The organism is Mesosutterella porci, from assembly GCF_022134585.1.
Taxonomy (GTDB): domain Bacteria; phylum Pseudomonadota; class Gammaproteobacteria; order Burkholderiales; family Burkholderiaceae_F; genus Mesosutterella; species Mesosutterella porci.
This window is the reverse complement of sequence record NZ_JAKNCT010000005.1, coordinates 67,593-88,908: the sequence shown is the minus strand read 5'-3', so window position 1 is coordinate 88,908 and position 21,316 is coordinate 67,593. Positions and strand designations below refer to the sequence as shown.

17 protein-coding genes and 1 tRNA gene are annotated in these 21,316 nt (G+C 60.4%); 9 read left to right on the top strand and 9 right to left on the bottom strand.

What is annotated here, in order from left to right:
* Positions 1-75: 75 nt before the first annotated feature.
* Together MAF45_RS05125 and MAF45_RS05120 are read right to left on the bottom strand one after the other, a co-directional pair.
* The gene (locus MAF45_RS05125) at positions 76-1,290 is read right to left on the bottom strand and encodes a UxaA family hydrolase (protein WP_237978482.1); all 1,215 of its coding nucleotides are present in this window, start codon (positions 1,288-1,290) and stop codon (positions 76-78) included.
* Complete coding sequence (locus MAF45_RS05120) at positions 1,287-1,586, bottom strand: UxaA family hydrolase (protein WP_237978481.1); 300 nt, start codon at positions 1,584-1,586, stop codon at positions 1,287-1,289. The genes MAF45_RS05125 and MAF45_RS05120 overlap by 4 nt, the downstream gene beginning before the upstream one ends.
* Positions 1,587-1,950: 364 nt before the next feature.
* Between MAF45_RS05120 and tig the strand changes: the two genes are divergently transcribed.
* The 7 genes from tig to purB all read left to right on the top strand — a co-directional run bounded on the left by tig (position 1,951) and on the right by purB (position 10,573).
* A complete protein-coding gene (gene tig / locus MAF45_RS05115) occupies positions 1,951-3,420 on the top strand; it encodes a trigger factor (RefSeq protein WP_237978480.1) in 1,470 nt (489 codons plus the stop codon).
* Between the two features lie 53 nt (positions 3,421-3,473).
* Positions 3,474-4,091 (top strand): ATP-dependent Clp endopeptidase proteolytic subunit ClpP, encoded by a 618-nt coding sequence (clpP, locus tag MAF45_RS05110; protein WP_281069893.1) that lies wholly within the window; start codon positions 3,474-3,476, stop codon positions 4,089-4,091.
* Positions 4,092-4,237: 146 nt separating this feature from the next.
* Positions 4,238-5,515 carry an ATP-dependent Clp protease ATP-binding subunit ClpX gene (gene clpX / locus MAF45_RS05105; protein ID WP_237978479.1) on the top strand — a complete coding sequence of 426 codons (1,278 nt, stop codon included), beginning with the start codon at positions 4,238-4,240 and terminating at the stop codon, positions 5,513-5,515.
* Between the two features lie 211 nt (positions 5,516-5,726).
* The gene (gene lon, locus MAF45_RS05100) at positions 5,727-8,174 is read left to right on the top strand and encodes an endopeptidase La (RefSeq protein ID WP_237978478.1); all 2,448 of its coding nucleotides are present in this window, start codon (positions 5,727-5,729) and stop codon (positions 8,172-8,174) included.
* A 208-nt stretch (positions 8,175-8,382) separates the two neighbouring features.
* The gene (locus tag MAF45_RS05095) at positions 8,383-8,688 is read left to right on the top strand and encodes an HU family DNA-binding protein (protein WP_283207011.1); all 306 of its coding nucleotides are present in this window, start codon (positions 8,383-8,385) and stop codon (positions 8,686-8,688) included.
* Positions 8,689-8,746: 58 nt separating this feature from the next.
* Positions 8,747-8,822 (top strand) — tRNA-Val (locus MAF45_RS05090).
* A 374-nt stretch (positions 8,823-9,196) separates the two neighbouring features.
* Positions 9,197-10,573 (top strand): adenylosuccinate lyase, encoded by a 1,377-nt coding sequence (purB, locus tag MAF45_RS05085; protein ID WP_237978476.1) that lies wholly within the window; start codon positions 9,197-9,199, stop codon positions 10,571-10,573.
* A gap of 173 nt (positions 10,574-10,746) precedes the next feature.
* Here the strand turns inward: purB and MAF45_RS05080 are convergent, their stop codons facing one another.
* Complete coding sequence (locus MAF45_RS05080) at positions 10,747-12,120, bottom strand: MmgE/PrpD family protein (RefSeq protein ID WP_237978475.1); 1,374 nt, start codon at positions 12,118-12,120, stop codon at positions 10,747-10,749.
* A 289-nt stretch (positions 12,121-12,409) separates the two neighbouring features.
* Here MAF45_RS05080 and MAF45_RS05075 point away from each other — a divergent pair, with 289 nt between their 5' ends.
* Together MAF45_RS05075 and MAF45_RS05070 are read left to right on the top strand one after the other, a co-directional pair.
* Positions 12,410-13,381, top strand: coding sequence for a LysR family transcriptional regulator (locus tag MAF45_RS05075; protein ID WP_237978474.1), 972 nt, complete (start codon positions 12,410-12,412; stop codon positions 13,379-13,381).
* Positions 13,382-13,628: 247 nt separating this feature from the next.
* A complete protein-coding gene (locus tag MAF45_RS05070; RefSeq protein WP_237978473.1) occupies positions 13,629-14,138 on the top strand; it encodes an anaerobic C4-dicarboxylate transporter family protein in 510 nt (169 codons plus the stop codon).
* 470 nt (positions 14,139-14,608) lie between these two features.
* On the opposite strand, the gene MAF45_RS05065 is transcribed toward MAF45_RS05070, so the two are convergent.
* The 6 genes from MAF45_RS05065 to MAF45_RS05040 all read right to left on the bottom strand — a co-directional run bounded on the left by MAF45_RS05065 (position 14,609) and on the right by MAF45_RS05040 (position 20,288).
* Positions 14,609-16,534 carry a DUF927 domain-containing protein gene (locus MAF45_RS05065; protein WP_237978472.1) on the bottom strand — a complete coding sequence of 642 codons (1,926 nt, stop codon included), beginning with the start codon at positions 16,532-16,534 and terminating at the stop codon, positions 14,609-14,611.
* On the bottom strand, positions 16,531-17,538 hold the full coding sequence (locus MAF45_RS05060) for a toprim domain-containing protein (RefSeq protein WP_237978471.1): 1,008 nt from the start codon (positions 17,536-17,538) through the stop codon (positions 16,531-16,533). The genes MAF45_RS05065 and MAF45_RS05060 overlap by 4 nt, the downstream gene beginning before the upstream one ends.
* Positions 17,531-17,989, bottom strand: coding sequence for a hypothetical protein (locus MAF45_RS05055; protein WP_237978470.1), 459 nt, complete (start codon positions 17,987-17,989; stop codon positions 17,531-17,533). Before MAF45_RS05055 ends, MAF45_RS05060 begins: the two co-directional genes overlap by 8 nt.
* A gap of 2 nt (positions 17,990-17,991) precedes the next feature.
* Entirely contained in the window at positions 17,992-18,153 is a 162-nt protein-coding gene (locus tag MAF45_RS05050; RefSeq protein ID WP_237978469.1) for a hypothetical protein, read from the bottom strand.
* A 471-nt stretch (positions 18,154-18,624) separates the two neighbouring features.
* Complete coding sequence (locus MAF45_RS05045) at positions 18,625-18,834, bottom strand: helix-turn-helix transcriptional regulator (RefSeq protein WP_237978468.1); 210 nt, start codon at positions 18,832-18,834, stop codon at positions 18,625-18,627.
* 152 nt (positions 18,835-18,986) lie between these two features.
* Positions 18,987-20,288, bottom strand: coding sequence for a hypothetical protein (locus tag MAF45_RS05040; RefSeq protein ID WP_237978467.1), 1,302 nt, complete (start codon positions 20,286-20,288; stop codon positions 18,987-18,989).
* Between the last annotated feature and the right edge of the window lie 1,028 nt (positions 20,289-21,316).

Genomic DNA, 21,316 nt, shown 5'->3' with positions numbered 1-21,316 from the left:
CGCGGAAAGCCTCCGCCTCCGCGGGAAAGTTGCGTTTCTTTACTCCCCGCGGGCGAGGCTCCCGCCAGGGCCTCTCTAGAGCACGGGCCCCTCCATGAAGACCTCGAGCTGCTCGGCGTAGTTGAGAGTTTCCATGCGCGTGAGCGTCCCGGAGCCGATCTCCAGCAGGTGGTCGAGGAGCTTCTCACCCTCGTCGGCGATCGAGATCTCGCCCGCCATGATCGGCGAGGAGTTGAAGTCGAAGTTGTCCGGCGAGCGGGCGTAGGCGTTCTTGTTCCCCGTCACGTAGAGGAAGGGCGAGACCACCGTCGGGTTGATGGCGGGCATCATCGGGTGGTTGGGCATGGCGCCGCCTCCCATCTGGTAGAGCACGATTGCGGCGCCGCTTGCCGCGAAGCAAAGCGGCAGCGACAGCGATGACATCCACGCGTCGATGAAGTACAGGCCGTGGCCCGCGGGGCGCTGCGCGTACTGCAACACGTCCTCGATCCGGGCGTGGCCGCTCTTTGCGATCGCCCCGAGCGACTTTTCCTCAAGGGTCGAGATGCCGGCCGCGATGTTGGCGGGGATGGGGTTGATTTCGCGGATGTCCTCGCCGGTCGAGAGCGCCTTGTCCTCCCAGCGCTTAGCCGCGGCGAGAATCTTGCGGCTCACCTCTGGAGTCGCGGCCCGGGCCGCCACGAGGTTTTCGGCGCCGATGATCTCGGTGGTCTCGGAGAAGAAGGCCGTGCCGCCCGCGTTCACCACGCGGTCGAAGGCCGCTCCGACGCAGGGGTTGCCGGCGATACCCGAGGTGGCGTCCGAGGTCCCGCACTTCACCGCCAGGGTGAGCGAGGACAGCGGGCAGGGGGTGCGGCGCGCTCCCGAAACGGTGACGATGAGTTCGCGGGCGGCTCGCAGCGCCTCGCCCAGCAGCCCGTAGCTGCCGCCGCTTTCGGTGAGATAGACGACACGCCAGGGGCGGCCGGTCTTCTCCGCCTCGGCGATGAAGCGCTCGATGCCCATGTTCTTGTAGGCCGAGGAGGCGGCCGGCTTGATCGCGAGCAGCAGCACGCCGCCCACGTTCGGATTGTGCATGAGGCCGATCATCGTGCGGGCAATCGTCTCGCGGTCCTTCTCAGGGCGCCCGGTCTCGGCCGGGATCTCGAAGTGGCGCGTCATGCGCGTCATCCGGGCGACATTGGAGGCAATGAAGTTGAGCGAGCGCACGACGGGCATGATGAGCACGCAGTTGCGGGCGCCTGCATGGCCGTCGGGCCTCATGTAGCCGAGAAAAGTCTTTTCGCTCATTTCTTTTCCTCCAAGTCCCCGCGGCCGCGGCAGCCTTCAATGTTGTGCACGTGGACGAGCTCGCCCACTCGGATGTCGCGCGTCGCGCGCCCGATGGGCAGCCCGTATTTGATCACCAGGTCGCCCTTCTTCATGGGCGTGGCGCAGACCTTGAATCCAAAGGGAATCGGCTCCTGGGCGGTCACCGCCTCGCGGCGATCCTCCCCGTGAAGCAGCAGCTCTACGCGGTCGCCGGGCTTCGCGTCATCGAGCGCGGTGGCCACGGTGTCCTTTGCGGTGAGTTTCAGTGCAAGCATGACAAAGACCCTTTCCGGCGCGCCTCTAAGGGGACCGGTGCCGAACAGTTGCGTGGAAGGTAAACACCGCGGACAAGTTTAGCCGAAAGAGGGGGCTGCGACGCATGTTTCAGGAAGGCCTGCAGCCCCGCGCGGGCGGGTCTTTCGCGAACGCGGGCCGGCCCGGGCGGATCTTCTTCTTTTGAAATATAATTCATCATTTCCGTTCGGTCGGGAGCGGCTTTCGAGGAAAGCGCCCCCTGAAGCCGGGCAGGACATCCCTCCGCCTCCGGGGCGCGCTCTCCGCGCCCGAATGGACGAAGGTCACATTAAATCAGGGTTCACCGGGGTCACCTCTTTGAACCCATTGGAAGGAAAGTGCAACATGGCTAAGAAGGCTGAAAAAGTCAAGGACGAAGAGAAAAAGGCCGCCAAGAAGGCGGAGAAGGCTGTGGAAAAGGCCGAAAAGGCGGCCCAGAAGGCTGAAGAGCCCGCTGCGGCCGCGCCGGCCGAAAAGACTGAAGCGGCCGAGGCCCCGAAGGCCGAGCAGAGCTCGGTCACCGCCCCGGTGAACCCGCTCGAGCGCACCGTCGAGGTCTCCGTCTCGCAGCAGGCCCTCAGCGCCGAGACTGAAAAGCGCCTCAAGGACTACGCGAAGCGCGCCCGCATCGACGGCTTCCGCCGCGGCCACGTCCCGATGAACATCGTGCGCAGCATGTACGGCCAGGAAGCCTACGGCGACGCGCTCAACCAGCTCGTGGGTCAGGCAGTCGACAAGGCGGTCGCCGACGGCTCCTACAGGCTGGCCGGCGCCCCCGTGGTCGAGCCTTCCAAGGACATGCCCACCGACGGCAAGAGCGACCTGAAGTTCACCGCCCGCTTCGAAGTGCTGCCTGAAATCGAGGCTCCGGACTTCTCCGCGGTCTCTCTTAAGCGCTACACCTGCGAGGTGACCGACAAGGAAGTGACGAGCACGCTCGACGTGATGCGTAAGCAGCGCGCCACCTACAAGGAAGTGGACCGCGCCTCCAAGAAGGACGACGAGATCACGGTCGACTTCGAGGGCAAGATCGACGGCAAGGTCTTCGAGGGCGGCTCCGCCAAGGACTTCTCCTTCCTGCTCGGCTCCGGTCAGATGCTGCCTGAGTTCGACCAGGCCGCCACCGGCATGTCCAAGGGGGAGACGAAGACCTTCAAACTCACCTTCCCCGAGGGCTACGCGAAGGAGCTCGCCGGTAAGGAAGCCGAGTTCACCGTGACGGTGAAGAAGGTCGCCGAGCCCGTGCTGCCCGCGCTTGACGACAAGTTCGCCAGCGAGTTCGGCATCAAGGAAGGCGTCGACAAGCTCAAGAAGGAAGTCGAGGAGAACCTGAAGCGCGAGGTGAAGAGCCGTCTCAACGCCCGCACCAAGGAAGGCGTTTTCTCCGCGCTGCTTGACCTCGCGAAGTTCGACCTCCCGCAGGTGATGGTTGAGGACGAGGCGAAGCGCATCACCAATGAATACCGCCAGAACCTCGCCTCCCGCGGACTTGATGTCTCGAAGATCCCGTTCGACCCGAAGAACTTCACCTCCCAGGCCCAGCGCCGCGTGCGCCTCGGACTGATCGTCTCCAAGCTGATCGCCGACAACAAGATCCAGAGCACGCCCGAGCAGGTGAAGGCTTTTGCCGCCGAGATGGCTTCCGCCTATGAGAAGCCCGAGGAAGTGACGGCCTGGTACCTGAAGGACGAGAACCGCTACGCGGAACTCTCCGCCGCGGTGATCGAGAACAACCTGGTCGATTTCGTCCTCGGCAAGTCGAAGACCGCCGACGAGGCGATCGACTTCAACACCCTGATGGGCCGCGCCGCCTGAGGCGGACGCGAGGCCAGGAAATCAGGAAGGCATAAAGAGGAAAAGGCGGCAGCATGAAGAGAAGCAATCCGATGGGCATGAACCTCGTCCCGATGGTCATTGAGCAGAGCGGCCGGGGCGAACGCTCGTTTGACATCTACTCCAGGCTGCTGCGTGACCGCGTGGTGTTCCTCAACGGTCCCGTGACCGAGGAATCGGCGAACCTGGTGGTGGCGCAGCTGCTCTTTCTGGAAAGCGAGAATCCCGACAAGGACATCTCGCTGTACATCGACAGCCCCGGGGGCAGCGTCTACGCCGGCCTCGGGATCTACGACACCATGCAGTTCATCAAGCCCGATGTGAACACGATCTGCTTCGGCATGGCGGCGAGCATGGGAGCCTTCCTGCTCGCGGCCGGAGCGAAGGGCAAGCGCTACGCGCTGCCGCACTCGCGGATCATGATCCACCAGCCTTCGGGCGGCTCCCAGGGCATGGCCAGCGACATTGAGATCCAGGCCAACGAAATCCTGTACCTCAAGCGCGAGCTCAACCAGATCCTTGCGGAGCGCACCGGGCAGCCCCTCGAGGCGATCCAGAGGGACACCGACCGCGACAATTTCATGAACCCCGAAGAGGCGAAGGCCTACGGCCTGATCGACCACATCTTCGTGCGGCGCGGCGAAGTCCGCTGAAGCGGCCTTCCCTTTCTTTTTTCCGACGGGGGAAGCATTCCCAGAAAGCCCGGGAGGCGCGCAGCCCCCGGGCTTTTCACGCCCCGGCTGGCGCCGGGGGCAAATTTTCAGACATTCAGAGCGGCAGGCTCCGGGAGTAAAACGCGATGAGCGGCAATGACAACAACGGCGGCGAACGCAGGTGCGTGTTCTGCGGGCGCGGGGAAAAAGAGGTGAAGCACCTGTTCGGCGCGAACGGGGTCTTCATCTGCGATGACTGCACGCGCGAGCTCGCCTCGCTGCTCGAGTCCGAGGAGAAGGGCTCCGCCGCGGGCGGGCAGGAGAAGCCTCAGGAGCAGGCCGCGGCCGAGCCCGCTGAAAAGCCGCTTCCGACCCCGAAGGAAATCTACGAGCACCTCAACGCGTACGTGATCGGGCAGGAGCGGGCGAAGAAGACGCTCGCCGTCGCGGTGCGCAACCACTACCAGCGCCTGAGGAGCCTGAAGGACGAAAACCGGGACGTGGAGCTGCAGAAGAGCAACATCCTGCTTGTGGGGCCCACGGGCTCGGGTAAGACACTGCTCGCCCAGACGCTCGCCCGGCGGCTTGACGTGCCGTTTGCGATCGCCGACGCCACGACGCTCACCGAGGCGGGCTACGTGGGCGAGGACGTCGAGAACATCATCTCGAAGCTGCTGCAGGCAGCCGACGGCGACGTCGAGCGCGCCCAGCACGGCATCGTCTACCTCGACGAAATCGACAAGATCGCCCGCAAAAGCGAGAACCCCTCGATCACACGCGACGTCTCGGGCGAGGGCGTCCAGCAGGCCCTTCTCAAGCTGATCGAGGGCACGGTGGCGAACGTGCCGGCCCAGGGCGGGCGCAAGAACCCCGGCAAGCAGATGATCCCGGTCGACACGACCAACATCCTCTTCATCTGCGGGGGCGCCTTCGACGGACTGGAGAAGATCGTGCGCGGCCGCACGGAAAAAAGCGGGATTGGCTTCGGGGCCGAGGTGAAGAGCCGCCGCGACGAGCCCCTGAACGATCTGCTCGGGCGGCTTGAGGCGCAGGACCTCGTGCGCTACGGGCTCATCCCCGAGCTTGTGGGGCGGCTGCCCGTGATCGCGGTGCTCTCTGAGCTCGACGAGAAGGCGCTGGTCGCGATCCTCACCGAGCCCCGGAACGCGCTCGTGAAGCAGTACCAGGCGCTCTTTGCGAACGAGGGGGTGAAGCTCGAGTTCACCCCCGGGGCCCTCCGCGCCATCGCGCAGCGGGCGATCAAGAGAAAGACCGGCGCGCGGGGGCTACGCTCGATCGTCGAGGGGCTACTGCTCGAGACGATGTTCGAGATCCCGTCGCGCAGCGACGTCGAGCGCGTCATCGTGGACGAGGACGCGGTCGAAGGCAGAAGCGCCGGCCCGCAACTCATCCTGAAGAAATAAGGGCCGCGGGGCGGCGGCCCCGCGCTTTCCCTTTCCCGCATGGGGGCCTCAGGTCCTGTTTCCTTCGCCGCTAGAATGGGGAAAAGGAGGCCCGGGGGCCTTGAAAAACAAGCCCTCCGCCCCCATATGGGCTGTATCGGGCCTGCTGCCGGAAAAGGTGGAAAACTGCCCGAAATCCGGCAAAGACCATTGTTTTGGAAAGAATTTTTGAATGACAACTAGGACGCAAACCAGCATGCCTAACGTGCTGCCGCTTCTGCCGCTACGCGACATTGTCGTGTTTCCGCGCATGGTGATCACTCTCTTCATGGGAAGGGCCAAATCGATCAAAGCGGTCGAAACGGCCATGAACCGCGACAAGCGCATCCTCCTTGTCGCGCAGCGCAACGGCCAGATCGACGACCCTGCCGCGCAGGACCTCTTCACCGTGGGTTGCGTGGGGCAGGTGCTGCAGATGCTGCGGCTGCCCGACCAGACGGTGAAGATCCTGGTCGAGGGCAAAGAGCGCGTCGACGTGAGCCGCGTACTCGAGCTCGACGGCTACCTCACGGCTGCGGCCTCGCCGCGCCCGATGGACGACAGCGACCCCTCGGAGACCGAGGCGCTGCGCCGGGCGGTGATCGACGCATTCACGACCTACGCGGGCCTCAACCCGAAGATTCCTGAGGATCTCGTGCGCAGCGTCTCGCAGACTGAGGACGCGATGCGGCTCGCCGACGTGGTCGCGCAGCAGCTGCCGATCTCGGTGGAGAAGAAGCAGCGGCTCCTCGAGAGCGACCAGCTCACGGGCACGCTCACGCAGCTGCTTGAGCTGCTGGGCGGCGAGACCGAGATTCAGCAGATCGAGAAGCGCATCCACGGCCGTGTCAAGCAGCAAATGGAGAAGAACCAGCGCGACTACTACCTCAACGAGCAGATCAAGGCGATCCAGAAGGAGCTCGGCGAAGAGGACGAATCCGAGGGCGACCTCGCCGAGTACGAGAAGAAGATCCGCGCGGCCCGCATGAGCAAGGAGGGCGAAGAGAAGGCTTTCTCGGAGTTGAAGAAGCTGCGCCAGATGAGCCCGATGTCGGCCGAGGCGACCGTCGTGCGCGCCTATCTCGACACGCTGATCAGTCTGCCCTGGAGCCGGCACACGAAGGTGCAGACCGACATCGTGCGTGCGAAGAAGATTCTCGACGAGGACCACTACGGGCTTGAGAAGGTGAAGGAGCGCATCCTCGAGTACCTCGCTGTGCAGGCGCGGGTGAAGAAGGTGAAGTCCCCGATCCTCTGCCTCGTGGGGGCTCCGGGCGTGGGCAAGACCTCGCTCGGGGAGTCGATCGCGCGGGCCACGGGCCGCAAGTTCACGCGGCTCGCCCTGGGCGGCGTGCACGACGAGGCCGAGATCCGCGGCCACAGGCGCACTTACGTGGGCTCGATGCCGGGCAAGATCCTGCAGAACCTCATCAAGGTGGGCGTGAACAATCCGCTCTTCCTGCTCGACGAAGTCGACAAGATGGGCATGGACTACCGGGGCGACCCGGCCAGCGCCCTGCTCGAGGTGCTCGACCCCGAGCAGAACAGTAAGTTCTCCGACCACTACGCGGAGGTGGAGTTCGACCTCTCGAACGTTCTGTTCGTGGCGACCTCGAACTCCTACAACATCCCGCCCGCGCTGCTCGACCGCATGGAAGTGATCAGCCTGTCGGGCTACACCGAGGAGGAGAAGATCCACATCGCCGAGGAGCACCTGATTCCCAAGCAGATGCGGATGAACGGACTCAAGGCGAAGGAGCTCAAGTTCGACCGCTCGGCGATCGTCGCGATCATCCGCTACTACACCCGCGAGGCGGGCGTGCGCGGGCTCGAGCGTGAGATCTCCAAGATCTGCCGCAAGGCGGTGATGGCAATCATGATGGGAGACCCGAAGACGAAGACCCGCACGGGCAAGGCGAAGTGCGTCACGGTGACGGAGGACAACGTCGGGGATTACCTCGGGGTGCGCCGCTTCACCTACGGCATTGCCTGGAAGCAGCCGCGCGTGGGCCAGGTGAACGGGCTCGCCTGGACGGAGGTGGGCGGCGACCTGCTCTCGATCGAGGCCGCGGCCTTCCCCGGCAAGGGCGTCGTGCAGCGCACGGGCAGCCTGGGCGAAGTGATGAAGGAGTCGGTCGAAGCGGCCCGCTCCGTGGTCCGCGAGCGCGCGAAGAGCCTCGGCATCAAGGACGAGGTCTTCGCGAAGACCGACCTGCACCTTCACTTCCCCGAGGGGGCGACCCCGAAGGACGGCCCGTCGGCGGGCGGCGCGATCACCACGGCGATCGTCTCGGCGCTCACCGGAATTCCTGTGCGACCCGACGTCGCGATGACCGGAGAGATCACGCTCCGCGGTGAGATTCTGGAAATCGGCGGGTTGAAGGAAAAGCTCCTCGCAGCGCTCCGCGGCGGCATCAAGAAGGTGCTGATCCCGGAGGACAACGTGAAGGATCTGGCCGAGATCCCGCAGAACGTCAAGGAAGGACTCGAGATCGTACCGGTGCGCTGGATCGAGCAGGTGCTCGAGCAGGCGCTGGTCACGATGCCCAAGCCCCTGCCCGAGCCGCAGCCCGCCGAGGCGGCGATGCCGCCCGTCCAGTGCGAGCCGAGCAAGGCTTCGAGCGGCTTGGCCGCGCACTGAAAAAGACCGGACAGGAGAGAGGGCAAAGGGGGAGGAATGCGAGGTCCGCGCTCTCCCTTTCAGAGTCCCGCGGGAACTGGAAAAGTCCGGTTTTCGTTTTTTTGCCGCTGCGGCAGGGCTTTTGCGTCCTGGCTTATTGGATTTTTATGCCGCGATGGATAAAATTCAGCTGTCATCCCCGATGTGACGGGGAGCAGTCGAGTCCGCGCTGGAACAGGCGCTTTCTCAAAGGAAATACAGCATGAACAAGTCTGAACTCATCGAACTCATCGCCGAAAAGGCCGACATCTCCAAGGCCAAGGCCGGCCTTGCTCTTGATGCCATCGTTGACGGCGTTACCGGCTCCCTTAAGAAGAAGGAAGACGTCACCATCGTCGGCTTCGGCACCTTCACGGTTTCCAAGCGCGCCGCCCGCAAGGGCCGCAACCCCGCCACCGGCAAGGAGATCACGATCAAGGCAACGACCCTGCCGAAGTTCCGTCCGGGCAAGGCCCTGAAGGACGCCGTCAAGTAACCTCGGGTGTTTGCTGAGAAGGAGCGGCGGCTGTGCTATTATTCACTGCTCCTTTTGCGGGCACTTAGCTCAGCTGGCAGAGCGGCGCCTTTACACGGCGTAGGTCAGGAGTTCGAACCTCTTAGTGCCCACCAGATTTTCAAAAACCGGATTTCCGCTGCGGCGGGATCCGGTTTTTTTCTTTGCCCCGCCGCAGGAAAGAGCCGGCAGGCTCCCTCCGGCGTAGAGGGCGGGCAATGGCGGCGCGAGCCGCCCGCTTTTATGTCCGAATGCATTTGTTTCAGGGGTTTTGCGTCTGCGCCATTAATTTATTTAATTCAACGCGCTAAATGATATCTTTCTACGGCTTCGCTCATTAAATCAGGACATATTGGCCAAAAGGGGAAGCGAGGCGAGTGGATCGGGACAATAAGATCATCCCCCGGGCGGGAAAAAAGACCGGATTCACAGGCAGGGCCCAGGCGGTGCAGCGCCGCCTTCTCCCCCTTTTTTTACGAGGAACCAAGAGATGCCGTCAACCGTTGTCGACAGCCAGATCCACGGCTGCATGTTCAGCACCGATGAGATGCGCGAGATTTTCTCCGATAAGTCCTGGGTCCAGAAGTGGCTCGATACGGAGGCGGCGCTTGCCGAGGCGCAGGCCGAGCTCGGGGTGATCCCGCGCGAGAAGGCCGACGTCATCAGGAAATATGCGCGAGCCGAACTCCTCGACATCCCCTCGATAGGCGAGTTCTACAGGAGCTCGATCACGATCGTGCCGCTGCTCAAGGCCTTCAAGACGGTGCTGCCGGACCGAGCTGGAGAGTTTGTGCACTGGGGGGCGACGAGCCAGGACATCGTCGACACCGGCCTGGTGCTGCTCGAGCGCGACGCCTGCCGAGTGATCCTGCGCGACATGAAGCTTTGCTTGCGCTACTGCCTCGATCTCGCCCGGAAGTACCGCTCGACCCCGATGGCCGGCCGCACGCACGTCGTGCACGCCATCCCGATTACCTTCGGCTACAAGGCCGCGGTCTGGGCCGACGAGCTCGGGCGCGACATCGAGCGGCTCGAGGGCATGGCCGGCCGCGTCTTCGTGGGCGAGATGGCGGGCGCCGTAGGCACCCTTGCCTCTCAGCCTGAGCACGGTCTGGAGACCCAGAAGCGCATGTTCAGGATCCTCGGGCTCGGGGTGCCCACGATCGCCTGGCACGTGGCCCGGGACTCGCAGGCCGAATTCACTTCGAACCTCGCGCTGTGCGCCGGAACGCTCGGCCGCATCAATCACGAGATCCTGTCGCTGCAGCGCACCGAGATCCTCGAGCTCGAGGAGCCCTTCTTCATGGGCAAGATCGGCTCGTCCACGATGCCGCACAAGCGCAACCCTGCGGTGCTCGAGAACGTGCTCGCGCTGCTGCGCAGCGTCCGTAGCATCGCCCCCGCCGTCACCGAGTCGATGGTGAGCGAGAACGAGCGCGACTGGGGGTGCTTCCTCACCGAGTGGGAGGCCATTCCCCGCGCCTGCCACCTCATGGGGGCGGCCCTCGCGAAGACGAAGAACATCCTGAAGAACCTGATTGTCTACCCGAAGCACATGGAGCGCAACCTCTTCGCCCAGAAGGGCCTCATGATGAGCGAGTGCGTGATGATGCACCTTGCGGGCAGGCTCGGCCGCATGACCGCCCACGGCATCGTCTACAAGGCCTGCATGGAGGCCTACGAAAAGGAGATCCCGCTCAAGGATGTGCTGATGAGGACCCCGGAGGTGACGGCAGCCTTCACCGAGGAGGAGATCGACACGATGCTCGACCCCCACAGCTATCTCGGGCTCGCCCCGCAGTTCGCCGACCGCGTGGTCGAGAAGTGGAGCGCGAAGGCCGCAGAGGCCGAAGAGCCTGCCTCCTGACGGATCAGAAGAAAACCGGCCTGCGGCCCGGCCGGGGCGCGGGCAGGAAGGAGAAAGAAAAGGCGCCGCCGTCAGACCTGACGGCGGCGCCTATGCCTTAACGGCTGAAGCGCTGAAGAAGACCCGGGGGCGCCCGCGGCGCTCCCCCTTGAGCGTTTCCCGGAGGAAGGCTTTCAGCCGTTTGCGAGCCTGAAGAGGTTCTCGCGCGAGAAGTCCGCGACCCCGTCGAACCCCTTCGCGTAGGCGATCACGGCGTCCTGCTGCTTGTCGGTGAGGATGTCGAGCGTCATAGTGCGGAACTTCGTCTCGCACTCTGCCCAGCTGATCTCGTTTTCGGGGTCGCCCTTCGGGGCCTGGACCTGGGCCGTGAGCTCGCGGCCGCTTTCGGTGACCGCCTCAATGCGGGAGGGCCAGTTGTGCGGCACGCAGGCGTCGAGCTTTGGGTCGTCGATCACGGTGATGCGCTCGAGCAACGCACGCAGCTCCGGATCCTGGGTCGCCTGCTGGCTGAAGGAGGCCTCGGCGGGAGTGCCCCGCAGGATCGCGCTGGCGATGCAGTAGGAGAGCGAGAACTTCGCGTCCCGGCCCGTCTTCGGACAGGTCTTTCCGGCTATTGAAAGGGCCGTCCCATAGGTGCGGGCCGTGAGCCTGGCGATGCGGTCGCCGGGCTGCTGGAGCAGCTGCCTTCTGATTTCCAGGGCCGCGTCGATCGCCGAGTGCGTGTGGCGGCAGCACGGATAGGGCTTGAAGGAGACGGTGCCCGCCCTCCAGCGCTTCCCGAAGTCGCGGAAGAGGTCCATGTTCACCTCCTGGCGGGCGAACCCCGCGAAGAACCCCTGCGGGCCCTCGAGGATGTGCGAGGCGCCGGAAAAGCCATTTTGTGCGAGCAGCGCGACCCACAGCCCGTTGCCTGCGGCGCCGCCCGCGTGGATGAACTTGCTCATCGCGCCGTCGGGGTTGAACTGCCACAGCCCGCAGGCGAGCGTGCCCGCGTTGCCCAGCGCCCAGAGCATGCGCTCGGGCGGGAGCTTGAGGATCCGACCTGCGGAGGCCGCGGCGCCGAAGACACCCGTGGTAGAGGTGGTGTGGAAGATCTTGTAGTGCGCCGGGGTGACCGCGGCCCCGATCCGCAGCATCACCTCGAACCCGGCCACGATCGCGGTGAGGATGTCGCGGCCCGAGCGGCCGAGGTATTGCGCGGCAGCAAGCGCCGGGGGCATCACGACGGTAGCTGGGTGCGAGATAGACTCGCGGTCCACGTCATCCATCTCGAAGATGTGGCCGAAGTAGCCGTTCTCGGTCGCCGCGGTCCTCATGTCGGTGAGCGCTGGGTCGCCGAAGACGCCCGCCTGGGGGGCGCCGCCCAGCAGCGTCTTCACGCTTCTGATTGGCTGGGAGGAGCGGTCCCGGGATCCCTTGATGGCGCAGCCCGCCCAGTCGAGCAGGTCGCGCTTGATGAGGTCGAGCACTTTGTCGGGAATGTCTTCGTAGCGCAGCCCCGCCGCAAAGGCGGCGCAGGCCTGGGACGGGCTGAATTTTTCTTCCATGGTCTTCGCTCCAGCAGAAAAAGGGGAGGGCGGCGCCTGAGCCGCCGCGGCTGCTTGCGCCGGCCTAGCCCTTCGATGTAGCCCATTTTATGGAGATGCCTGTGGTATACCAGTCTGGGTTACCCCTTGCCGCCTCCTCAAAATGAAACGGCTGTTTTCGGTTTTTAAACGCAACACTCCGCCCTGATTTAAGATGAGCCTGAGAACCCTTCCCTTACCAGGGGCCGGGGGCCCGGGCGCTGAGGGCCCCGCGGGAAGGGCTTAAAAGGGAAAAGCGGAGGGCATGTGCATGCGGCAGGAGGGAAAAGACATTTCAAGGCAGCAGCTCGAGCTTTTCCGGGCGCTCTGGGTGAAGCGGTCGCTCACCGAGGCCGCGGCGCTGCTCGGGGTGCATGTGCCCAAGGCCTCGCGCATCCTCAAGTCGCTGCGCGAGACGCTGGGCGACGAGCTCTTTGTGCGCGTGGGCAGCGTGATGGAGCCCACGAAGGCGGCCGAGGAGCTCTGGCCCTATGTCCAGGACGGCCTCGCAGCCCTCGAGCGGCTGCTCAAGCCCCAGGTCTTCGACCCGCGGCAGCTGAAAAAAACCTTCACCGTGATCGTGTTCGACCAACCGCTGTCGCGCTTCGGTCCGGTACTGGTCGATGAGCTTTCGGTCACGGCGCCGGGCTGCCGGGTCGTGTTTCTCGCCCCGGGCAGCGACTGGCAGGAGATGCTCTCCGACGGGCGCGCCGACGTGGCGATCTCGCCCTCGGGCAACATCCGCAGCGGCTTCGAGCAGCTCGTTGCTTCGCACTGCAGCTATTCGATCACGCTGCGCCCCGGGCATCCGCTGCTCTCGCTCAGGCAGGTGCGGGCGGCCGATCTCGCGCAGTACCCCGAGTGCATCGTGATGGCCTCGAGGCTGCGCGGCCGGCAGTTCCTTCAAGACAGTACGAGTCCGGATAACTTCGTGGTGGTTCCCGATGCGCTTGCGGCCCCGGTGTTCCTACTGAAAACCGATGCCTGGATGGTGGCCTGCACGCTGACATCCGAGCAGATGTTCAAAATGTACTTCAATCTGGAAACGATCCCGTTTCCCGAAGACTTCAAGCCGTTTACAACTCCGCCCAGCATCAAGATCGTCTGGCACAGCCGCTTTAGCCGGGACCCGGCCCAGCAGTGGTTCCGAGGGGTGCTTGCCAACTCGATCAAGAGCGTGTGCGGGAAGGACCCCTGGGTGAACCCGATGACCTGGACTCCGCTTGAGTTCAGAAAGAAGTAAAGGCGAGGCCCGCTGAGCTAAAACAGGGTCCTTAATGTGCGCCTTGGATTGATTTTTATAAAAAATCCGCAGAACGCTTCGGTTTTAAAGCCGAAGCGTCCTGCATGTAAAAAGCTCTTTCTGCTTTGGCAGCCGCTCAGGCCCTGTCTTTAAATAAGACGCAGTTTGCCGGCTGCGAAGCGAGAAGAGGAAGGAGTCCGCTGCGGATATCCTCGGTTTCGGGCAACCCGATCCGTCCCTCATCCAGATGGTGATGCTCGCCACGGCGAGCCTGATCATCTTTTTCTGCCGCGTGCCGCCGCACAAATTCACTACCGGCTCCGTCTTCCGCTCCGGGCTGGTCGGAGTGGTCGGGGTCTTCGGCATCGCCTGGCTCACCGGAACCTTTCTGGACGAGTATGCGGGGCTGCTTCAGCAGGCCTTTGAAAGCATCGCCACGCGGATGCCCTTCCTTTTCTGCATCGCGGCCTTCCTGGTCTCGAGCGTTGTGTTCTCGCCCACGGTGACCACGATGATCATGATTCCGCTCGGGCTGAAGGTGGGGCTCTCCCCGCAGTTTCTCATCGGAACCTGGGCCTGCTGCTACGGGGACTTCCTCATCCCCGGTGCGGCGCAGATCGGCTGCACGGCCTTCGATCGGACGGGAACCACGCATCTGGGCAGCTGGGTGATCAACCACTTCTATCTCCGCCCGGGGCTCGTGTTCTGCTTCTGCGGGACGATCATCGGGTGGCTGATTTCGAGGGTGGCGTTCTAGCCCATTTTTTGAGCAGATAAAGAAAGAAAGGCGGGGCGCGCCCGGGACTGCGGCGCTCCCCGCCTTCCGCTCCTTTCCGGGGGCGGGCGCCTTACCGGGACGCCATGAATTCAATGAATTCAGGCCTTGTGAGGCAGGTACAACTGCGTGGACTACATGATGGACTACATCAAACAGTTCACTGGACCTGATTTGACGCCGGGAAACTCCGGCATAAAATAAAAAGTAGATTGATTTCTCGCTCAATCTACTTGAACCCATCCTTTAACCCGGATGGGTATTTTTTTGCTCTTCGTCCGCTATATATGCCTACCCCTATGCAAAAAATGCGGGAAAAGCGGGAACAAGCAAAAAGTTGTATCTATTTATTTGATTACAAATTTAAATTTTTTTCCCGCTTCGGCCTTTTCGAAGGGCGGGAAAAGGCGGGAATTCCCGCTTTTTTGTCGTTTTTTGGCCTTTTTCCCTCATCATCCGACCAGTTTTTGAAGCTCCTTGATCTTCAGCGCTATGTATCTTTGGTTGGGTTCCAGTCCCGGTAATGGCTTGGGGCTGTGGTAGATCCATTTGCGCTTTTCACCGTCTCCGTCCTTTCCTTTGGGGGTGTCATTGCCTGCAAAACAGGCTGCGGGGAACAGCCGCATGATTGACGCGACAGAGCACCGCGGGATGATCGAATTTTTAAAAGCGTCAGTCAGGATAAACGCTATTTCAGGTTCCTCCGGGGCTATGCCAAACCGGCAAAGGCAGCCGTACACGTCTAACCGTTCATCCGGGACGTTCACGGTTTTCGTAGATTCAACGCTCACTATGAAATGCCCCCTCTTCTGAATCAGTGCATCAAGAATCTTTTGAGCGTAGCTGCGCATTTTCCAATCTGATCCGCGGAACTCTTGCATGGCACTATGGGCGCAGGACTGTATGGCGCCGCCTATTGATTCATCCGTATAGGATTCTGGCAGCACCCCGAACTCTCTACCCAGTTTAAGCGCAGCAAAGAACACCTCAAAGCTAATGAGTACTTCGTTGACCTGCTGCCCCGCGATGAGATTTCCGTTGATCGTTGGCAGCCAGTCCCTCCGAGCCTGCTCCCTGTAGTCCTGAATCTTTTTCCGCAGCGCGCCTATTCCGTTGGCGCGGCAAAAGGCAATGATGGCATTGACGTAGGCGGGTCCCGCTGTTCCGAATTGTTCCGATTCCGTTACCCTCCTAATCCGGTCAACGAAAATCTGCGATTCAGCAAATGAGGGAAAATAGCCGGGTTCAAATATGTCTCTTCCCCCGGGCGGGATGGCATAGACCCCGGGAATGCGCCGCTCGGCGCCAACTGATTGCTCTATCCCAAATTTGGCCAGAGTTTCCGATATTGAAATTTCTCCCGTGCTTATCAGCGTTTCTCTCCACCCGGCCTGATCCCTGCCTGTCATATCGGCGTTTCCTCTTCCTGTGGGAGTTTCATTGCCAAACAGCAGAGAAACATCACCCATACCGCGTACAACCCTCTGGGCTAGGTGCAGCTCATCCAGTGCCGACAGGCTTGAGTTATTCCTAGTAAAGTGAAATTCAACGCTCGCTACCGTGCTGTTCCATGAGGCAAAATGCCCGTTACCGGGCTTAGACAGATTCTTGGAGCTGCCCCAGACCGAAACGGCGGCGAGGGCCGCGATAGTTTTCCCCGTTGTTGAAGGGCCATAGAAGTGCAGGCCGCGGGAAGATACGTCAACCAGTCCTAGAACGGCGCCGGCAAGGCTTACGCCCAGAGCGGCGATCATTCGGGACGATTTGAGGCAGCCTTCAGCGATTTCCTTCTGCCACTCTGGAAGCGTTCCCTTACTCTGGTCCGGGCTTTTTGTTTTGAGGCTGATAACCCTCGTTCCGTTGGACAGGCACCCCAACACCTCCCCGCCCGGGCGAACGTAGCAAAACCCCGGTTCAACCCAACCGTTAACCGTTGCGCTGCGCAGCATTTCAACTCCTGCGCGCGGGTAGACTAGGATGAGTTCAGATATAAGCCCTTTGCAGTTCTGCCTAGACGCTGCGAAAATCTGCAGCCCCGCATTGGCGAGGGTCTGGGCCAGTCTGTCGGGGCGCGTTACAACATCCATCCCCAGAGTAACGCGCTGCGGTTCGTCATCATCACCGTAGACATCTACGATTACGCCGCGGCTTTTTTTGTCATCACTCTTAAACTGACCGACCACCTTCAGGATTGAGCACAGCTTAAAGTCCCTGTCGCCGTGCGCGTCCTTGTTATCGTGCACCCAGTAGGCTCCATCCTTTGGAACAAATTCATGCCCGTTATTGCTGATGATCGGCAATTCTTGCTCTTCGTCTAGCGAGGATTCGCGGCCGCCTTCATTCCTGATTTTTTCTATTGTTTTCTCGCTCAGCGTCATGTTGCGTATGCTCCCTTGATTTGTTGTATTTGGTAGTAATCGTTAAAGTCCGAGGGCGCCCCGCCTACCGATTCCCTGAAAATGTCTTTGTCCAAATCAGAGAATTTTGGGAAGCAGACAAGGCCGGACTTAACGCAGGCCGCTGCCTCCCGTGCGCACTCTGAGCCGTTGCCTACGTCCCCAAAGATGATCACTGTCGCCTCCGGATAATCGGCTTGAACCTCCTCGGCGCAGCGCCTCAGGTTTCCGCAGGACATAGCAGCGAACACCGGAATACCCGCGAACTTTTTCAATCTGGCAATGCTGAGCGCAGTGGCTACTCCCTCGCATATTCCGATCACAGGCGCAGTCTCAAAACCGCCCTGAGTGCACCATGAGCCGCCGCGCAGATCACCGCCCCGGAGGAAGGACTTGCAGCCGTCTCCGTCAATCAATTCAAGGCTGCACATCCGTCCCTGCTTGATGATTGGAACGACAAGGCACCACTCTCCGGCTAACAGCCGGGCGCCCTTGCCACGGGGCCAGTAGCCGATAAGTTGGGCTAGTTTCTTGATTTTGATGCAGCCCAATGTGCGGCATTCCCTAACCGGGGAAAGTCCCTTTTTCTGGAAATAGGCGAAGCAGCAGAAAGAGGGATTGACCGGCAGGGAAAAGCTCCAGACCGCCTTAGCCAGTCCGGCCGCGGCATCATGTTCCTTTGCCTGTTTGATCCTCGCCGCTTCGCGCTCAGCCTCAATCTTCGCTTTCATATGGCGAAGCTCTTCTTTACTTAGACGGCGCCCGCCCTTGGGAAGGTACAGACCGGACAGCCCCGTACTCCAACAGCCGGCCAGAATGCAGCCCGTTGGGAAAACCATGTAGTAGCCAGAATCGTCCCGGCGCTCGCGATCAATCCGATTGGTGCGGATGATCTGGCCGCCGGTCTTGATGTCGCCCCGGTCTTCAATGCCTATAGCCGCGAACAGTTCGAACCGGGAAGGGAAGGTTAGATATCTACTATTCATCTGGCCGCTCCCTCCAGTCCGAGGGTCCTCTTATCGCATCCAACAGCGTTGCGAGCACAATCCCGTAATCCATGAGGTTCTGGGACAGAACAAGCAGCCTGTAGCAGAGGGTTTTCGGAATTATTTCCGGTATTGCGCCCGGGGCTGTTTTCTCAAGCGTTCCAATAATTCGAACAGCCTTGAGCAGATCAGACGAAAACGCATTGACCGCACCCATGATTCCGGATATCCGATCAAGGGCCTCATAGGTTTCAAGCCCCAGAGCGGCGTTCGCCCCGCCTGTAAAAAGGTTTCTCCTTTCGTCACTATCCAAACAGAGCGACCACGAGTAAGCCAGATACAGATTGAAGGCCCGCTCCAGTGGGTCGATTTTCTGCTGCTCCGGGGGAAGCATGTTCCTGTAGGCCGCCTTAAATCCTTCAAGGGTTTCGGGGTATTTGTTCTCAGCCATGATTAAGCCCTCTCCATGAAGAAAAGAACAACGAAGACAATGGCCATCAGGAATGCGGCAGCGTTCACTGCTGCACCGATAAGGCGCCGGATGGATGAGAGGGAAGAAGGTGAAAACAGGCTGCGGCCGGATATGCTGCGGCCGCCATTGCGAGCGTTAATCATGGCTTGCTCCTATAGCTAAGTAAGGAATGGAACCGCGCGCCCCTGTCAAAAGGCGGGCGGCACCGTGCGGGTTGACAGACCGGGCTATAGGGACCGGCACGCCCGAAGGCGTCCCGCACGGCGCGCCCATAGAAACTGCGGGCGCACTAATGCCATGAGATTGAGCAACAAAAAACCGCGCTTGAAGAAGTGCGGCGATTGCTCGCCTATAGCTTTTCGGCCTGTCAAAGCCGTATCCGCTTGTTAATACGGATGCGGAAACTTTAGCACTGCGCGGCGCCCCGTGGCAAATACCGGCCCCGCTTTTCGTTCTGCGGCCTTTCTCGCCCTTCTGTGGACTGTCTGAGGGTTCCGGCTGTTTGTCCCCGCCGGAAGGCTTACGGGGCCTTCTGGTGGCAACTGGATGGTGTTCTGGTTCAGTCCTGAAGATGTCTAGTATGGAAATCGATTTTCTGCGGCTGCGCTGCATTTTCAGGCCTCCGCATTCTTCGATTTCCCGGCCTGCTCATCAATCCACCTGACGACATCAGACCATAGCCAGAGCGTGGCAGCTCCAACTTTGAAAGGCTTAGGAAATTTCCCCTCTGCTACATATTGCCGAATGGTCGACCGCCCCAGACCGGTAGCGGCCGCGATTTCTTTTACCCGAACAGTAAGCTTTAGTGGTTTGTTACCCTGCATAGCGTTCTCCGTAATGTTTTGGCGCGCCTTAGCCATTCCCGGCGCGTTCAATGGAAAGCGTATGCAGATGTTTTCAATAAAAAAATGGGGGTGCCCACAGGTTTAAATGGGGGTGCCCACAGGTTTAAATGGGGGTGCCCCCCATTTTTTGCTCAGCTGTATGCGTTTTTGGGAGGGCGGCCCGGGGTGAAATTCCAGTTTGTCACCTTAGCCATGGCCTCCCGTACATTCTTCGAAAAAATGCTTTTACCGGCGCCGTCAACAAACCTTTTTTCAATGTATTGCTGAACCGCCGCGTTAGTTCCACACCGGTATGAGCCGTTGCGGTGAACGCTCGAATAGGCTTCAATCATGGCAGCGAGGGGAAGGCAAATAGCCTCATGGTTCGGCTGCTCAATGGTCGCTTCCAGAATGCTTTTTATATCCCGGACCGTTACGCCCCGGCCTAGATCGCCGTTTGGATCTGCAGATACTTTCTTTTCAAGATCATTTACCCGGGCCTGCAGTGCTGCGTTTTCCTGTTCCAGTTTTTGGCGCTTTTCCTTATCCTCTTCGGCGCCTCCTTTGGAATCGTCTAATTTTTTCTTCAGCTCATCCCGTTGCGCAGCCACTTCTGCCAGATTTTCTTGAATCTGTTTGTTTTTGGCTTTCTCTTCCTCTATGCCTTTCTGCAGGGACCTCAACCAATCACCGAATGGGTCACTGCCTTCTGGTGGTTCTGGCACCGGCGCCTGCTCATTGCCGCCTTCTTCCTCGCTTTCCTGAACCGGATAATCATCGGCGTCAAGATCGTCATTAAAACGATCTACAGAATCAGCGGGCTGCTCCGGTACGGGAGACAGGTCAGCCATCCGCTGCTGCAGCTTTGACGTGGCTTGCTCGAATAACTCGGATGTTTGATTGGCCTCTACAGTCAATCCGAAAATCGGGACATCTAAGGCCAGAGGATCCTGACAATAGTCCCCCTCTTCTACGGTGCTTACACATTGTTCAGAAAATTCATAAAACCATTCTTTCGGGAACGCAACATCAATAAGCTCTTTTCTATCCTTGTTTATAAAGAGATCGCCTCTATAAAAATGAATGGTTTTTAAAATTTCACTAACGTTGCGTTGCGTAAAACGTTCGTTATCGGGTGTGTTTTCTCTCTCTATGCTTCCCCAAAAAGCTAAAAATATTTCTGTAAATTTTTTAAATTGCGGAAATGTAACGCCGCTAAATGCGCCATCAAGATCAGATTCATCCGGAAGGTAATTAAAACTATAGGTCGGAAACTGTCCGGAGTTATTAAGAAAATTTTTAAGGCAGCTTTTTATACTTCCGTCAAACGATCCCGCGCCGAAAATTTCTCTTTTCTCTTCTGCGTCAGGGTCTATGTCCGCTAGCAATAAGCAGCCCTCAACCGCATCCCACCCTTCTTTATGCAGCCAGTAGTTGTATCGTTCCTTATCCATTGCCGCCCCTTTCCCCTTTCCTCGCTCTCGCCCAATCGAAGATAGGCCGCTCCCCGTCCCGTGCTTGCTTATAAAGGGGTTTCACAGAGCACAGGAAAAACGCCGGGGATCAATCCGGCGCCGGGAGCGCACCTGATTCAATTTTAGATGACAACCCCGGTTAGAGCCTATTCGTTCCTGTTTTAGGGAAATCAAGAATTGAAAAAAGCAGCGCCGCGGCCGCACCTTCACGGGCGCACCTGCGCGGGCGAGAAAAGTAAGGTTTTGTGAGGTTTTTTTAGGTCGGGCCGTTTTCTTTGCGGCTGCCTGCCTGCTCCGGTGCTGATCTTCCGCGGGGATGAGGCTTACACAACAACACAGCACTCAATGGAATGCACCGGCGCCTCTACCGGTGCGCCTTATCGCGTTTCCATTCCTGCCAGTTTTCTTGATTCGCCGGGGAAAAGGTCAAAACCCCCAAAACCCCTAAAAACGAAAGGCACTTACAAAACTTGGCTATGAACGCGGTCTATAGGGCTTTCGCGTGTACTTTTGAACACCGGGGGTAGGGTGGATAGGCCGCTGCTTCAGGTTTCCAAAAAATGAAATTCGTGCGCAAAAAAAAGGCTAAGGGCGCGGTCTTGAGGTTTTTCGATTTCAAAATCTGATCCCCCTACCCCCGTTGGCGCTTACAGGCAGCGCATAGAACGCAGCCACTGGAGCAGCTCATGCCGTGCGTAACTGTTTCAGGTTACAGCCGCGCCCCAGTGCTTCCAACAACCCGCAGACCACGCAATGGCTCAATGAACTCAGGGCGCCGCGGGGTTTCTCCGTTTTATGGCACCGGATGGAAGTCCTCGCGCGCTAGCAATGCAAGGTTTTATCAGGTTCTCGCTGCCAATCTTTCTCAATGAGGCCGGTGTTCCTTTATACCCGGCCCGCCTGATGGCTCTGCGCGCGTTCTAGTTGCGACATTGGCCCCGGGATGACACCGCCCGCGGGTGGGGAAGATTTTCTGCGCCAGTCCGCGCGCGCGCGCGAGGATGATG